Origin of the sequence: Pseudoalteromonas sp. BZB3 (assembly GCF_040104455.1) — a bacterium.
Lineage (GTDB): Bacteria > Pseudomonadota > Gammaproteobacteria > Enterobacterales > Alteromonadaceae > Pseudoalteromonas.
The window spans coordinates 309371-324059 of record NZ_JBECOS010000001.1 but is presented as its reverse complement, the minus strand read 5'-3'; the positions used below and the strand labels follow the sequence as shown (position 1 = coordinate 324059).

Annotated in this window: 11 protein-coding genes; 10 read left to right on the top strand and 1 reads right to left on the bottom strand. The window is 43.8% G+C overall.

All coding sequences use genetic code 11. From position 1 onward, the window contains the following. Window positions 1–2 precede the first annotated feature (2 nt). From murG to lpxC, 7 genes are all read left to right on the top strand, one after another. Window positions 3–1058 (top strand): undecaprenyldiphospho-muramoylpentapeptide beta-N-acetylglucosaminyltransferase, encoded by a 1056-nt coding sequence (murG, locus tag ABMY35_RS01385; protein WP_349284820.1) that lies wholly within the window; start codon window positions 3–5, stop codon window positions 1056–1058. After that, window positions 1059–2516 (top strand): UDP-N-acetylmuramate--L-alanine ligase, encoded by a 1458-nt coding sequence (gene murC / locus ABMY35_RS01380; protein ID WP_349284715.1) that lies wholly within the window; start codon window positions 1059–1061, stop codon window positions 2514–2516. Further along, window positions 2513–3421, top strand: a complete 909-nt coding sequence (locus ABMY35_RS01375; protein WP_349284714.1) for a D-alanine--D-alanine ligase — start codon at window positions 2513–2515, stop codon at window positions 3419–3421. Before murC ends, ABMY35_RS01375 begins: the two co-directional genes overlap by 4 nt. 1 nt (window position 3422) lies before the next feature. Next, window positions 3423–4202, top strand: a complete 780-nt coding sequence (locus ABMY35_RS01370) for a cell division protein FtsQ/DivIB (RefSeq protein WP_349284713.1) — start codon at window positions 3423–3425, stop codon at window positions 4200–4202. After that, window positions 4199–5431, top strand: a complete 1233-nt coding sequence (gene ftsA / locus ABMY35_RS01365; protein ID WP_130255531.1) for a cell division protein FtsA — start codon at window positions 4199–4201, stop codon at window positions 5429–5431. The genes ABMY35_RS01370 and ftsA overlap by 4 nt, the downstream gene beginning before the upstream one ends. A gap of 21 nt (window positions 5432–5452) precedes the next feature. Next, window positions 5453–6688 carry a cell division protein FtsZ gene (ftsZ, locus tag ABMY35_RS01360; RefSeq protein WP_138566229.1) on the top strand — a complete coding sequence of 412 codons (1236 nt, stop codon included), beginning with the start codon at window positions 5453–5455 and terminating at the stop codon, window positions 6686–6688. Between the two features lie 84 nt (window positions 6689–6772). Beyond that, window positions 6773–7684 carry a UDP-3-O-acyl-N-acetylglucosamine deacetylase gene (gene lpxC / locus ABMY35_RS01355; protein ID WP_058028665.1) on the top strand — a complete coding sequence of 304 codons (912 nt, stop codon included), beginning with the start codon at window positions 6773–6775 and terminating at the stop codon, window positions 7682–7684. 36 nt (window positions 7685–7720) lie between these two features. Here the strand turns inward: lpxC and ABMY35_RS01350 are convergent, their stop codons facing one another. After that, window positions 7721–8206: a DciA family protein gene (locus tag ABMY35_RS01350; protein WP_349284712.1), complete on the bottom strand. Its 486-nt coding sequence runs from the start codon at window positions 8204–8206 to the stop codon at window positions 7721–7723. A gap of 350 nt (window positions 8207–8556) precedes the next feature. Between ABMY35_RS01350 and secA the strand changes: the two genes are divergently transcribed. The 3 genes from secA (at window position 8557) to ABMY35_RS01335 (ending at window position 14660) form a co-directional block, all read left to right on the top strand. After that, window positions 8557–11265, top strand: coding sequence for a preprotein translocase subunit SecA (secA, locus tag ABMY35_RS01345; RefSeq protein WP_349284711.1), 2709 nt, complete (start codon window positions 8557–8559; stop codon window positions 11263–11265). Between the two features lie 61 nt (window positions 11266–11326). Continuing rightward, the gene (gene mutT, locus ABMY35_RS01340) at window positions 11327–11719 is read left to right on the top strand and encodes an 8-oxo-dGTP diphosphatase MutT (protein WP_349284710.1); all 393 of its coding nucleotides are present in this window, start codon (window positions 11327–11329) and stop codon (window positions 11717–11719) included. Between the two features lie 349 nt (window positions 11720–12068). Further along, window positions 12069–14660: a family 20 glycosylhydrolase gene (locus tag ABMY35_RS01335; protein ID WP_349284709.1), complete on the top strand. Its 2592-nt coding sequence runs from the start codon at window positions 12069–12071 to the stop codon at window positions 14658–14660. The last annotated feature ends 29 nt before the right edge of the window (window positions 14661–14689 follow it).

Here is a 14689-nt window from a genome sequence, read left to right as displayed (position 1 = left end):
CAGTGAAAAAGCATTTAATGGTGGTCGCCGGTGGTACGGGCGGTCATATTTTCCCAGGTATTGCGGTTGCAGAGCATATGCAGCAACAAGATTGGACAGTGTCTTGGGTAGGCACAGCCGACAGAATGGAAGCGCAATTAGTGCCAAAGCACGGTTTCGATATTGACTTTGTCGAAGTCCAAGGCGTGCGCGGTAACGGTATTACTCGTTTACTCAAAGCGCCATTTATGGTGCTAAAAGCCATTTTGGCGGCGAAGAAAATTATCAAACAGCGCAAGCCGGCGGTGATCTTAGCTATGGGCGGATACGTCACGGGCCCTGTTGGCATTGCTGCAAAATTATCTGGTGTGCCCTTGGTTATCCACGAGCAGAATGCAGTGGCTGGGTTTAGTAATAAGCTTTTGGCAACAGTCGCTAATCAAGTGTTGGCAGCTTTTCCTAATGCCTTTGCAAATAAAGCTGAAGTGGTTGGTAATCCAGTTCGAACCAGTGTCAGTTCAATTGCTAAAAAACCACAGACTGAAAAATTGAATGTGCTAGTCGTTGGCGGTTCGTTGGGTGCGCAAGTATTAAACGATCGACTGCCAGAGGTATTTTCGACATTGGCAAAAGACTTTTCGTTGAGTGTACGCCATCAAAGTGGGCGAAATAACCAAGGTAAACTCAAAAGTGCTTATGTTGGTTGCGAATTAGATGCACAAGTTGATGAATTTATTCACGACATGGATGCAGCCTATGCATGGGCAGATTTGGTGATCTGCCGCGCAGGGGCTCTCACTGTGAGTGAAATCGCTGCAGCAGGAAAAGCGGCTTTGTTTGTGCCATTACCGCATGCGGTTGACGATCACCAAACGGCGAATGCCCGTTATTTGGTGGATCAACAAGGTGGCTTACTGATGCCGCAACATGATTTTACGGCTGAGCAATTAGTTCAGTTATTAACACCATATTTTAAACAACCAAGTTTATTGTCAGATATTGCTGATAAAGCAAAGCAGTTAGCGAAATCTGACGCCACCGAACGCGTCGCGAAGGTGTGTGGTGAGTTGGCAAAATAAATGAATTTAGATAAAGAGACGCAAGTGAACGAAGCGAATAATCGAAGAGCAATGAGACGCATCAATACCATACATTTTGTAGGTATTGGTGGTGCTGGTATGGGCGGTATTGCTGAGGTACTAGCCTACGAAGGTTATCGTATTACAGGCTCAGACATAGCACAGAACGCGATGACAGAGCGATTGATTAAAGCGGGTGCAGAAGTCTTCATTGGTCACCACGAAAATAACATTAAAGATGCCAATGTGGTTGTGGTTTCGACAGCGATTGATGTCAATAATCCTGAAATTAAAGCTGCGAAAGCGGCGCGTATTCCAATTGTTCGTCGTGCTGAAATGTTGGCTGAGCTCATGCGTTATCGTCATGGTATTGCCATTGCGGGTACGCATGGTAAAACAACGACAACCAGTTTGATCGCTAGCATTTTTGCTAAAGCTGAACTTGATCCTACGTTTGTCATCGGTGGCTTATTAAATAGTGCAGGTACTAATGCCAAGTTAGGCACCAGTGATTATTTAATCGCTGAAGCCGATGAAAGTGATGCTTCTTTCTTACATCTACAGCCAATGGTATCGGTTGTCACCAATATCGAAGCGGATCACATGGATACCTACGAAGGTGACTTCGAAAAGATGAAAGATACCTATGTAGAGTTCATCCATAACTTGCCTTTTTATGGCTTGGCAGTGGTATGTATTGACTCGGACGTTGCCGCTGAACTTATACCTCGCTTTGCACGCCCAACTATTACTTATGGTGAGCATGAAGCGGCAGACTATCGTTTAGTAGACTTCAAGCAAACGGTAAATAGCAGCGAATTTAAAGTGGTTACTAAGTCAGGTGAAGAGATCGCGGTGCATTTAAATATGCCAGGTAAACACAACGCGTTGAATGCGACTGCGGCGATTGCCGTGGCGAAAGATCACAATATCAGCAATGCTGCGATTTTAGCAGCACTCACAGAGTTTGAAGGCATAGGCCGTCGCTTCCAACATTACGGCACATTTGATAATGAACAAGGTAATGTGATGCTGGTTGATGATTATGGTCACCACCCATCAGAAGTTGATGTCACTATTGCCGCTGCAAAAGCAGGCTGGCCTGAGCGTCGATTGGTGATGATTTATCAGCCGCATCGTTTTACACGTACTCGTGACTTATATGAAGATTTTGTCAAAGTACTCTCTAAAGTTGATCAACTTATTTTGTTAGATGTATACAGTGCTGGCGAAGCCCCTATTGTAGGTGCTGACAGCAAGAGCTTATGCAGAAGTTTACGTCAAAGAGGCGTAGAGCCAATTCATGTTGCAGATAACGAAGAATTGGGCAAAGTCCTTTCAAATGCTTTACAAGACAGCGACCTTGTGATCACGCAAGGTGCCGGCAACATTGGTCAAATCGTTAAGAAGTTGGCAGCAACAGAGATGTCACTCGCTGCGTTAAAAGGTGAATCATGAAACAGTTTGGTAAAGTAGCAGTATTACTAGGCGGAACGTCAGCTGAACGTGAAGTGTCATTAAACTCAGGCAATGCCGTTTTGAATGCACTGATTGCAACTGGCGTTGATGCGTTTGCGTTTGACCCGGCAGAACGTGCGCTTTCAGAGTTAAAGGCCTCAGGCGTTGATCGTGTATTTATTGCTTTGCATGGTCGTGGTGGCGAAGATGGTACCATTCAAGGTGCGCTTGAATTTATGGGTATTCCTTACACGGGAAGTGGCGTATTAGGCAGTGCTTTGGCAATGGATAAAATTCGCTGTAAGCAGCTGTTCCAGTCAGCACAATTAAGCACTGCGGCATTTGTGGTTGTTGATGCGAAAGCGGGCTTTGATGCAGCCAACATTATCAATGAGTTTGGCAAAGTCATGGTGAAGCCAAGCCATGAAGGCTCGAGCATTGGTATGGCTCAAGCCGAAACGGCAGAGCAATTAACCGATGCCTTAAATAATGCCTTTAAGTATGACGACCAGGTTTTAGTTGAGCAGTGGATCACTGGCCGTGAGTTTACTGTTGCCATGTTAGGTAATGAAGCATTACCTGTTATTGAAATGGTAACCCCGCGAGGTTTTTATGACTATGAAGCCAAATACAAAGTAAATAGTACTGAATACCATTGTCCAGCAGCATTGAGCGATGCGCATACGCAGCAATTACAAATTATGGCGACGCATGCTTTTGCTATAGTTGGTGCGCAAGGTTGGGGCCGCGTTGATGCAATGCAAGATGAAAATGGGCAATTTTACTTACTAGAAGTGAATACTGTGCCAGGCATGACAGAAAAATCCTTGGTGCCTATGGCGGCCAAAGCGGTTGGCGTAACTTTTGAGCAATTAGTTGTTCGCATTTTGGAGCAAACGCTTTAATATGCGTGCTCTTTTTGAGAAAGCTCAGGCAGTTAATTCACAACTCAATTGGCAAAAGATATTGAGTGTGGGCTTTTTCGTATTGGTAGCAGGCTTACTGGTTCGCGGTGGCTACTGGGTATCTGATTGGTTGGTTGAAAACCAAGATGCACAAATAAAGAAAATAGTGGTGTTAGGCAAACCTAAATACACCTCTGACAAAGAGGTCGTCGCTGCTATTAAACAGGTTGATTTAAGTAGTTATTTTCAACTGAATGTGAAAGCAGTACAGCGCTCGGTACAGGACTTACCTTGGGTCGCAACGGTATCGGTAAGAAAACAATGGCCTGACGAATTACAGGTTTACATTGTTGAGCATAAACCCGTGGCCATTTGGAATAGCGACTTGCTGTTAAATGCTAAAGGCCAAGTGTTTCAGGCAGACAACGAAGCCTTACAGGCTTACTTGCCCCAACTATACGGGCCTGAAGGAAGTGAACTAGAGGCCTGGCAAGCATTCTTACAGTTTAAAGATATGCTGGCAGTAAACGATTTTAATTTGGTGAGTTTAGCGCTGTCTGAGCGTTTTGCTTGGCAATTATGGCTTGAAGATGGCGTTCGACTTAACCTTGGGCGCGAAGAAAAAGCCAGAAGAGTACAAAGATTTATAGACGTGTATCCGAGTATGCAAATCCCAGAGGGCGGTGTACTTGATACGGTAGATTTAAGGTATGACACCGGCCTTGCGGTGAGCTGGAAGTTTCCAGCACAAACAGAACAACAAAATAAGAGTGAAGCATGACTAAGTCAGTAGAAAGAAACTTAGTAATCGGCCTCGATGTTGGTACCTCAAAAGTGGTAGCAACAGTAGGTGAGATAACAGCAGACAATCAGCTCAGTATCGTTGGTGTGGGGTGTCAGGAATCTCATGGAATGGATAAAGGGGGAGTGAACGATCTCAACCTAGTTTCTGATTCCATTCGCCGCGCAGTCGACGAAGCCGAATTAATGGCTGATTGCCGAATAGGTTCAGTTTACCTTGGTATTTCAGGTAAGCACATTCAGTGTCAAAACGAGAGTGGTGTTGTTGCGATTAATAACGCAGAAGTGACTGAAGACGATATGGACAATGTGATGCATATTGCCCGTTCAGTGCCTATTTCTGCAGAACGCAAAATGCTTCATTCATTGGCGCAAGAATATAGCATCGATATGCAAGAGGGCATTAAAAACCCACTTGGCATGAGTGGTGTGCGTATGGAAGCGAAAGCTCACATCATCACCTGCTCAAATGATATGGCCAAAAATATAGAGAAGTGTGTTGAGCGTTGTGGTCTTCAAGTGGACCAATTAACGTTTGGCGCATTGGCATCAAGCTATGCGGTTTTAACCGATGATGAAAAAGAGTTAGGCGTCGCAGTGCTTGATATCGGTGGTGGTACCATGGACTTAGCCATTTATGTCAATGGTGCATTGCGCCATACCGCCGTGATCCCTGTAGCTGGTAACCAAGTCACGGGCGACATAGCTAAGATTTTCAGAACGCCAATTTCTCATGCTGAGTCGCTAAAAGTGCAATATGCTTGCGCTAGCAGCCAAATGGCCAGCAGTGAAGAAACCATTGAAGTGCCAAGTGTTGGTGGCCGTCCAGCGCGATTAATGTCGCGCCATACATTATCTGAAGTGGTTGAGCCAAGATTCAGAGAATTATTTGAACTGGCGTTAGAAGAAATTCGCCGTTCTGGTTTTGAGGATCAAATAGCCGCAGGTTTAGTCGTAACAGGCGGTACTGCAAAGATGGCTGGCGCATTAGAAGTGGCTGAAGATATCTGCCAAATGCCAGTTAGAATAGGCAAACCTGTAAATATCACAGGTTTAACAGATTATGTTGACGATCCTGCATATGCAACAGCCGTAGGTTTGTTACAATACGGCCGTTCTCTACATTCGGTTAATGCACAAAAGTCGAGAGTAGATGCGGACGTGAGTTGGTGGAGCCGCGTTTCAAAGTGGTTCCAAGGTGAGTTTTAAACTCGAGTCGGAGAGTGAATGATGTTTGATATTATGGAACAACACAGCGAAGAAGCTGTGATCAAAGTGATTGGTGTTGGCGGAGGCGGCGGTAACGCTGTTGAGCACATGGTAAAACAAGAAATCGAAGGTGTGCGATTTATTGCTGCTAACACAGACGCGCAGGCGCTACGCAAGTCATCTGCAGATGTAACTGTACAGTTAGGTACGCAAATTACATCTGGTCTAGGTGCGGGTGCAAACCCAGAAGTTGGCCGAAAGTCTGCGGAAGAAGATATTGAAACGATTAAAGAAGCGTTAGATGGTGCAGACATGGTCTTTATCGCAGCCGGTATGGGCGGTGGTACAGGTACGGGTGCAGCACCTGTTGTTGCGCGCGTAGCAAAAGATTTAGGTATTTTGACTGTAGCAGTGGTAACACGCCCATTTGACCTTGAAGGCAAAAAGCGTATGGCTGCAGCTGATCAAGGTATTTCAGAGTTGTCAGAAATTGTAGATTCACTTATTACAATTCCTAACAACAAATTACTTAAGGTTTTAGGTAAAGGCACTACACTGTTAGACGCATTCGCGAAAGCGAACGATGTACTATACGGTGCGGTTCAAGGTATCGCAGAACTTATTACCCGTTCAGGTCTTATCAACGTTGACTTTGCAGACGTACGTACAGTTATGTCGGCAATGGGCACTGCAATGATGGGTACAGCGTCAGCGTCTGGTCCAGATCGTGCGCAAGAAGCTGCAGAAGCGGCTATCTCAAGCCCACTATTAGAAGACGTAGATTTAACCGGTGCAAAAGGTATTTTGGTTAATATCACAGCGGGTATGGATATCACCATTGAAGAGTTTGAAGTGGTTGGTAATCATGTGAAGGCATTAGCGTCTGAAAACGCGACTGTGGTAGTCGGTGCAGTAATCGACCCAGAAATGAGTGATGAGCTACGTGTAACTGTTGTTGCAACAGGTTTAGGTGGTGATCGTCGTCCGCAGTTTGGCATTATTGATAACGGTATGCAGCAGGTTTCGGGTAGTGATGCACAAACAGCTGCGCCGGCGTCAAGCCAACCAGGTATGTTTGTACCAAGCTTTACGCAAACAAGCACTGAGCAGCCAACAAGTGCACCAGAGCAAACACAGAGTCAAGCAACTCAAGCTCCTAAAACACCGGCTCCAGAGAGCAAGCCAGCTGCGTCTGGTGAGACTGAAAAAGGCGATTACTTTGATATTCCAGCCTTTTTACGTAAACAGTCTGACTAACAAACTGGTTGCATATTAAACGATTGGCAGCTGGTCGTATCTGTGATACAATCCGCGGTCCAAGTGACATGAATAGGCGAAGTTATGATTAGACAACGTACAATTGCTGAAGTTGTTAAAGCGACAGGTGTCGGTCTACATAAAGGTGAAAAGGTTACCATTACTCTCCGACCAGCGAGCGAGAATACCGGTGTTGTATTCCGTCGTGTCGACCTTGATCCTGTTGTTGATTTTGAAACCACACCAGAAGCTGTTGGCGACACACAGTTATGTACATGTTTAACTAACAAAGATGGTGTGCGTTTATCGACCACTGAGCATCTGATTGCTGCTGTTGCTGCACTGGGTATTGATAACCTTGTTGTTGAATTAGATAGTGCTGAAGTACCGATTATGGACGGCAGTGCATTACCGTTCATTTATTTATTACAAAAAGGCGGTATCAAAGAACAACAAGTTGCTAAACGTTTTATTCGTATTAAAGAAACTGTGCGTGTTGAAGACGGCGATAAGTGGGCTGAAATAACCCCTTACGATGGTTTCCACATTGATTTTGAGATTGACTTTGATCACCCAGCAATCAATGACAGCCGTCAGCGTATCGGTCTTGATATTACGGCACAGAGTTTTACTGAAGAAATTAGTCGCGCACGTACGTTTGGTTTTATGAAAGACATCGAATATATGCATGCCAACAACCTAGCACTAGGTGGTAGCATGGATAACGCGGTTGTTTTAGATGAGTACAAAGTACTTAACCCGAACGGCTTACGATACGATGATGAGTTTGTAAAACACAAGATCTTAGATTGTGTGGGTGATATGTTTATGGCTGGCCATAACATTCTAGGTAAGATCACCTGTTACAAGTCAGGTCACGGTTTAAATAACAAACTGTTACGTCAAATTATGGCGACTGAATCAGCGTGGGAGTGGGCAACATTTGAAGAGCCAATTCATATGCCTGCGCCAGGTATGGAGCTTGCAAAAGCTTAGTACAGATTGATTATAAAAAAATGACGCTTTTTAGCGTCATTTTTTTTGCTTGTTTTTTGCCGCGTGGGCAGCGAGCTTGAGTAGTTTTGCTTGTAAACTCGGCGGTGCATGCGCTGCAAGCTCTGTTAATTGTTCTGCAGTGCTTTCGCTCATGGTTCGACTGCTTTTTTGTGTCTTGAAGCTAGGTTTGGGCTCACTTAATCTTAACTGTGCATCTGGGTTAGAAGTGACTTTAACTTGTCCGCATTCAGCAAACCCGTTTTGTCTAAGATGAGATAAAATATCTAATTTCAGATAGTTAAGTCGAGTTGCTAATGTGGCAGAAACGGCTTCAATCACCAAAGTGCCATCTCGATAATTTGCCACGCGACACTTTTTACTCAAGATAGGGCCAAGCGCTTTATCAAGCTCTGCTTGTAAAATTTGTAGACTATCGGTTTTTGCACCGAATTGGGTGATCTTGTTTGACCACTTGCCCATCAATTCATCTATGGATTTTGGATCATAGCGATTTTTAGCCATACAGCAGATACCACTTCAAAATTAACTTACCCAAGTATACCAGTATAACGACAGACGAGAAGTGATTCTTGTCAGTGAAAGTGCTTGAAATTTATGCCTGTCGTCACCATATAAAGAGAATTACCAGTTGGACCATCTTGCGGAACAAATGAATTGCCAAGGCTTTTTTGCTTGATTGCATTTCAAAGGTTTGCAGACAGCGTGAGTCTGGTATGATAGGGGCAATTTTATATTCGGCATTCAGTAGGGCTTGATTGCTTTTACTGCCAACAGGACGCAGGGTGGCCATTGATATCCAATGCTAAAAGTGGATATGCGGTCAGCCATCACTAGAGTGAAATGGTTTAAACATGATAGCGAACATTTTTACCAAAATTTTTGGTAGTCGTAACGACCGAACGATTAAAAAACTAAGAAAGACGGTCGCATTAATTAATGCATTAGAAGAACAATTTAGCGCACTTTCTGATGAAGAATTAAAAGCAAAAACAGCAGATTTCAGAACGCGTTATGAGCAAGGTACTAGCCTTGACGATTTATTACCTGAAGCATTTGCGACGGTACGTGAAGCTTCAAAACGTGTCTATGGCATGCGTCACTTCGATGTACAGATGATCGGTGGTATGGTGTTGCACCAAGGTCGCATTTCAGAAATGCGCACCGGTGAAGGTAAAACTCTTACAGCAACTCTACCTGCCTACTTAAATGGTTTAACGGGTAAAGGTGTTCACGTTATTACTGTGAATGATTACCTTGCAAAACGTGATGCCGAAACAAACCGCCCGCTATTTGAATTCCTAGGTCTAACTGTTGGTTGTAATGTACCAGGTATGATGCCAGATGCTAAGAAGCAAGCGTATGCTGCAGACATCACATATGGTACGAACAACGAATTTGGTTTCGACTACCTGCGTGACAATATGGCATTTAGCATTGAAGAGCGTGTGCAGCGTCCACTGCATTTTGCCGTTGTGGATGAGGTTGACTCAATCCTAATCGATGAAGCACGTACGCCACTTATCATCTCGGGTCCTGCCGAAGATAGCTCTGAACTTTACGCTCGTATAAACACCATAGTGCCATCACTGACTCTGCAAGAGAAAGAAGATGAAGAAGGCGTTGAAGGTGACGGTGATTACACCCTTGATGAAAAATCTAAGCAAGTGCACCTAACAGAGCGCGGTCAGTTAAAAGTTGAAGAGCTACTTACTGAAAATGGCCTGATTGAAGAAGGTGACTCACTGTATTCTGCAGGTAACATCTCACTATTAAGCCATGTTTATGCAGCACTACGTGCTCATAAGCTGTATCAAAAAGACGTAGATTACGTGGTGAAAGACAACGAAGTTATCATCGTTGACGAACACACAGGTCGTACAATGGAAGGCCGCCGTTGGTCAGAGGGCTTACACCAAGCTGTAGAAGCAAAAGAGGGTGTGCGCATTCAAAATGAAAACCAAACACTTGCGTCTATTACTTTCCAGAATTATTTCCGTATCTACGAAAAGCTATCTGGCATGACAGGTACTGCCGATACTGAAGCGTTCGAATTTCAATCAATTTATGGCCTAGACACTGTTGTTATTCCAACTAACCGCCCGATGATCCGTGATGATCGTGCTGACTTAGTTTATTTAACTCAGGATGAAAAGTTTGAAGCCATTCTTGCAGACATTAAAGACTGTCAAGAGCGTGGTCAGCCAGTATTAGTGGGTACGATTTCAATCGAAAGTTCTGAGTACTTATCTCAGTTCTTACGTAAAGAAAAAATTGAACACAACGTACTGAACGCGAAATTCCACGCCCAAGAAGCAGACATCGTTGCTGATGCAGGTTTACCGGGTAAAGTGACTATTGCAACTAACATGGCTGGTCGTGGTACCGATATCGTATTAGGTGGTAACTGGCAAAGCGAAGTGGCTAAGCTAGAAAATCCTTCTGAAGAGCAAATCGCTGAAATTAAAGCGAAGTGGCAAGAAACTCACGATGCAGTTATCGCGGCAGGTGGTCTTCATATCATTGGTACAGAGCGTCACGAATCTCGCCGTATCGATAACCAGTTACGTGGTCGTTCTGGTCGTCAAGGTGATGCAGGTTCAAGTCGTTTTTATCTATCGATGGACGATGCACTAATGCGTATCTTCGCGGGTGAGCGCATGACAAACATGATGCGTAAACTGGGTATGCAACGTGGTGAAGCAATTGAGCACCCTTGGGTTAACCGTGCGATTGAAAACGCACAACGCAAAGTAGAAGCACGTAACTTCGACATTCGTAAGCAGTTACTTGAGTATGATGATGTTGCAAACGACCAGCGTCGTGTTGTGTACGAGCAGCGTAACGAGCTTCTTGAAGAAGGCGATATTTCAGAAACAATTACAGCTATCCGCAGCGATGTTGTGAATGGCATGATTGATCAGTACATCCCGCCACAAAGCTTAGCTGAAATGTGGGATATTCCAGCGCTTGAAGAGCGTATTAAAGCTGACTTCTTAATTGAACTGCCAATTTCTCAGTGGCTAGCTGATGATGACAAGCTTTACGAAGAGACATTACGTGAGCGTATCACTGAAGAGATCGACAGCGCATACAAACAAAAAGAATTGATGGTAGGCCCAGATGTACTGCGTCATTTCGAAAAAGCAGTTATGCTACAAAGCTTAGATCAACATTGGAAAGATCACTTAGCTGCAATGGACCATCTTCGTCAGGGTATCCACTTACGTGGCTATGCTCAGAAGAATCCGAAGCAAGAATATAAGCGTGAATCTTTCGAACTATTCTCTGCAATGCTTGAAAACCTTAAAACTGACGTAGTGGGTATTCTAGCGAAGGTACAAGTTCGTGCAGAAGAAGATGTTGAGAAAGTTGAAGAGCAACACCGTCGTGCAGAGCAAGCACCACGTGAATATCAGCATGCTGAAGCTGAGCATGTTGGCGGTGACGTACCTGAAGGTGCAGTTGTGGCTTCACGCACAGAGCCAAAAGTTGGTCGTAATGAGCCTTGTCCTTGTGGCTCAGGTAAAAAGTTTAAGCAGTGTTGTGGCAAGTTAAAATAATCACACACGCGTAAATCATTAAAAAGCGACTTTATAGTCGCTTTTTTTATCGGAGAAGAAAATGACAAAGAAAGTAGTTGAAGTCGCGGTTGGCGTAATCAAGCGTGATGAGCACATATTTATTACTAAACGTGATGAGACTCAGCATCAAGGTGGTCTTTGGGAATTCCCTGGCGGTAAAATTGAAGCAGGTGAGTCAGTCACAGAGGCGCTGGCGAGGGAATTAAAAGAAGAAGTGAATATTGACGTGCATAGCTCACAAAGTTTGCTTGAAATTGAGCATGACTATGGTGATAAGTGCGTGAAGTTGTTTATTCATATCGTTGAAGACTTCTCTGGCGAAGCAACAGGACTTGAAGGGCAGGCATCGCAGTGGGTGGCAATCAATGATCTGAACAATTGGGCGTTTCCTGCTGCAAATGTTGCCATTATTGATGCGTTACAAAAACAGTAACTAGCTAACAAAAGAGTGATGACTTCAGCGTTTTGAATTGACAGTAACAAGAAAGTGCTTTTATAAAAAAGTGACTAAATAATACTGGCTCTGAGAGCTAAAAAGTCAGATATAACCGTAATTTAATAAAATTTAATTTATCTAAATCCGCGAAATTGCGGGTTTTTTTATTTTATGAGCTGTTCATGGAAAATATTTGATAGCGCTGTCATTTTGCATTTACTATGATGAAATTATTGAACTGAAAATCGCACTCGCAATAAAACATGGGCGTGCAGTTCTTACTTTGTCGTCCTAAGCTAACTGTAGTGGCGAGTCGACCGTATTTTACGTTTACCAAGGAGCTAAAATGATAAACAAGAAATTTGCTCTAGCGGGTATCATGGCTGCAATGCCATTATTTGCTCAAGCTGGTTTATCTCAACAACAAGTAGATAATTTCGCAAAAGGTACAGCACTGACTTTTGCAGTTGAAGACAACTTTCATAACGGTGCAGCCAGCTTTATCGGCTCTATGCGTTTACAAAATAATTCGTCGGTTGCTTTGCCAAAAGGCAAAAGTGATTGGCAAATTTACGTGCATTCAGTGCGTAAAATTTCAAAGGTCAATACCCAAGGTATTGCTATTGAACACATCAATGGTGACTTACACCGTTTTGTACCAACAAACGAGTTTAAAGGTCTAAAGGCTGGTGAAAGTTTAAATGTCGAGTTTGAAGCGGGGGCTTGGGTTGCTTCTTACTCTGATTTTATGCCACGTGCTTTCTTAGTCAGTAACAAACAAAAACCAGCCATTTTTGCTAATACTGACACCGAAGACCTCACAACATTTATTGCGCCATTTGAACGTGATAATCAGCTTTATCGTTACAACGAGCCAAAAGATCAAACAAAACTTGCTACTCCAGCGCTTCGTTTTGAGCGTAATCAAAGCAATATTGAAGTAAGCAAAGAAGATGCGCTAAAACGTATTATTCCAAAGCCTCACTCGGTTGATTTCAACCGTGGTACTGCAGAGCTTGATAGCAATTGGCAAATTCGTTTCGCAGGACGATTAAAGTCAGAAGTGGCCGTTTTCCAAGAAGATCTTGCCGACTATGGCTTAACACTCAAGGCTGAAGCCGATCATATTTCAGCAGGCAAAACGCCGACTATTTTCTTGAAAGTGAATGATACACTCAAAGTTGATGGTAAAGTGGCTTCTGAAAGCTATCACCTAGAAATTGATGATGACAAAGTAGTTATTACAGGTAGCGACAACGCGGGTGTCTTTTACGGTATTCAAAGCTTCTTAGCGCTAATCCTTGCAGATGCAAAAAATACAGTGTCAGTGCCTAACGTAGAGGTAGAAGATACGCCGCGTTTTGCTTGGCGTGGTATGCATTACGATAATGGTCGTAACTATCATGGTAAAGATGCGCTGTTCAAAATGGTTGAACAGATGGGTCGTTATAAAATGAATAAGTTCCACTGGCATTTTTCTGAAGATGAGGGCTGGCGCTTAGAGATCCCAGGATTACCTGAGCTAACAGACATTGGCGGTTATCGTTGTTTCGATTTAGAAGAGCGTAGCTGTTTGTTAACTCAGTTAGGTACTGGGCCATTTAAGTCGGGCACAGGTAATGGTTATTTAAGCCGTGAGGACTTCGTTGAGTTATTAAAGTTTGCTAAAGCGCGCCATATTGACATCATTCCTGAAATTGAAGGTCCGGGTCACGCTCGTGCCTCAATTATCGCGATGGAAGCACGCTATGATCGCTTAATGGCAGAAGGTAAACCTGAAGAGGCTAAAGCGTATCTATTATCTGATCCGAAAGATACTTCTCAGTACTTAACGGTTCAAAATTACACCGACAATTCAATGAATGCGTGTATGGATTCGACTTATGCATTTATTGAAAAAGTTACTTACGAGCTGCAAAACATGTATCGCGAGGCGGGTACACGTTTAACGAATCTTCACTTTGGTGGTGACGAAGTTGGTGCTGGCTCTTGGGTTGGTTCTCCGGTGTGTCAGGCGATGTTCGCTGATCCAAATAACGGTGTAGCGGGTCCAAATGATTTAAAGCCTTACTTCACTCAGCGTGTAGCAACTATGTTTGCTAAACGTGGCATCGCACCTGGTGCGTGGGAAGATGGGTTAATGTACGATAAAATTAATCCGTTTAAGCGTGATGAATTCCCAAATGAAGTATTTACAGCAAACGTATGGGATAACATCTGGGAATGGGGCGTTGCAGATAGAGCACACCGCCTAGCAAACAATGGTTATCAGGTTATTTTATCTCATGGTACACATTTGTACTTTGACCACCCTTACGAAGCGCATCCTGAAGAACGCGGTTACTACTGGGCGACACGATATACCGACACCAAGAAAACATTTAGCTATATGCCAGACGATGTCTATGCTAATGCCGACTATACCCGCAGCCGTGAGCCGATTGTTAATTTAGAAGCATTAGTCGGTCGTGAGCTACCGAAACTTGAAAAGCCAGAAAATATTTTAGGTATTCAAGGTCAGGTATGGAGTGAAACTATCCGTACTGAAGATCAAGTTCTCCGCATGGTATTCCCGCGTATCCTTGCTGTTGCTGAGCGTGCTTGGCACAAAGCAAACTGGGAAGGCAGTAAGATTGAAGCAAAGGCATTTGCTAAAGACTGGCACACTTATGCTGCTGCATTGAGTGTGAAAGAGCTTGCTAAGCTTGATCGTGATGGTGTGAATATCAATTTACCTGTACCAGGCGCAAAAGTAGAAAATGGCCAGCTAGTGGCTAACTCTGCGTTCCCACACTTAGTGATTCAATACAGTACAGATGGCGGCGAATCTTGGTCAGAGTACACCTCGCCTGTTTATGTAAGTGGTAAAAATGCGGTGCAATTACGCACAACATTAAACGGCAAAAAGTTTAGCCGTGTTACGCAGTTAACACTTTAGTAAAGAGTTACCCATCAAACAAAGGGCCG

Excerpts from the sequence above, each read along its gene's own strand:
- ABMY35_RS01370 (WP_349284713.1), top strand. The coding sequence starts at position 3,423 with ATGCGTGCTCTTTTTGAGAAAGCTCAGGCAGTTAATTCACAACTCAAT.
- murC (WP_349284715.1), top strand. The coding sequence starts at position 1,059 with ATGAATTTAGATAAAGAGACGCAAGTGAACGAAGCGAATAATCGAAGA.
- ABMY35_RS01335 (WP_349284709.1), top strand. The coding sequence starts at position 12,069 with ATGATAAACAAGAAATTTGCTCTAGCGGGTATCATGGCTGCAATGCCA.
- ABMY35_RS01350 (WP_349284712.1), bottom strand. The coding sequence starts at position 8,206 with ATGGCTAAAAATCGCTATGATCCAAAATCCATAGATGAATTGATGGGC.
- lpxC (WP_058028665.1), top strand. The coding sequence starts at position 6,773 with ATGATTAGACAACGTACAATTGCTGAAGTTGTTAAAGCGACAGGTGTC.
- ftsZ (WP_138566229.1), top strand. The coding sequence starts at position 5,453 with ATGTTTGATATTATGGAACAACACAGCGAAGAAGCTGTGATCAAAGTG.
- secA (WP_349284711.1), top strand. The coding sequence starts at position 8,557 with ATGATAGCGAACATTTTTACCAAAATTTTTGGTAGTCGTAACGACCGA.
- ftsA (WP_130255531.1), top strand. The coding sequence starts at position 4,199 with ATGACTAAGTCAGTAGAAAGAAACTTAGTAATCGGCCTCGATGTTGGT.
- ABMY35_RS01375 (WP_349284714.1), top strand. The coding sequence starts at position 2,513 with ATGAAACAGTTTGGTAAAGTAGCAGTATTACTAGGCGGAACGTCAGCT.
- mutT (WP_349284710.1), top strand. The coding sequence starts at position 11,327 with ATGACAAAGAAAGTAGTTGAAGTCGCGGTTGGCGTAATCAAGCGTGAT.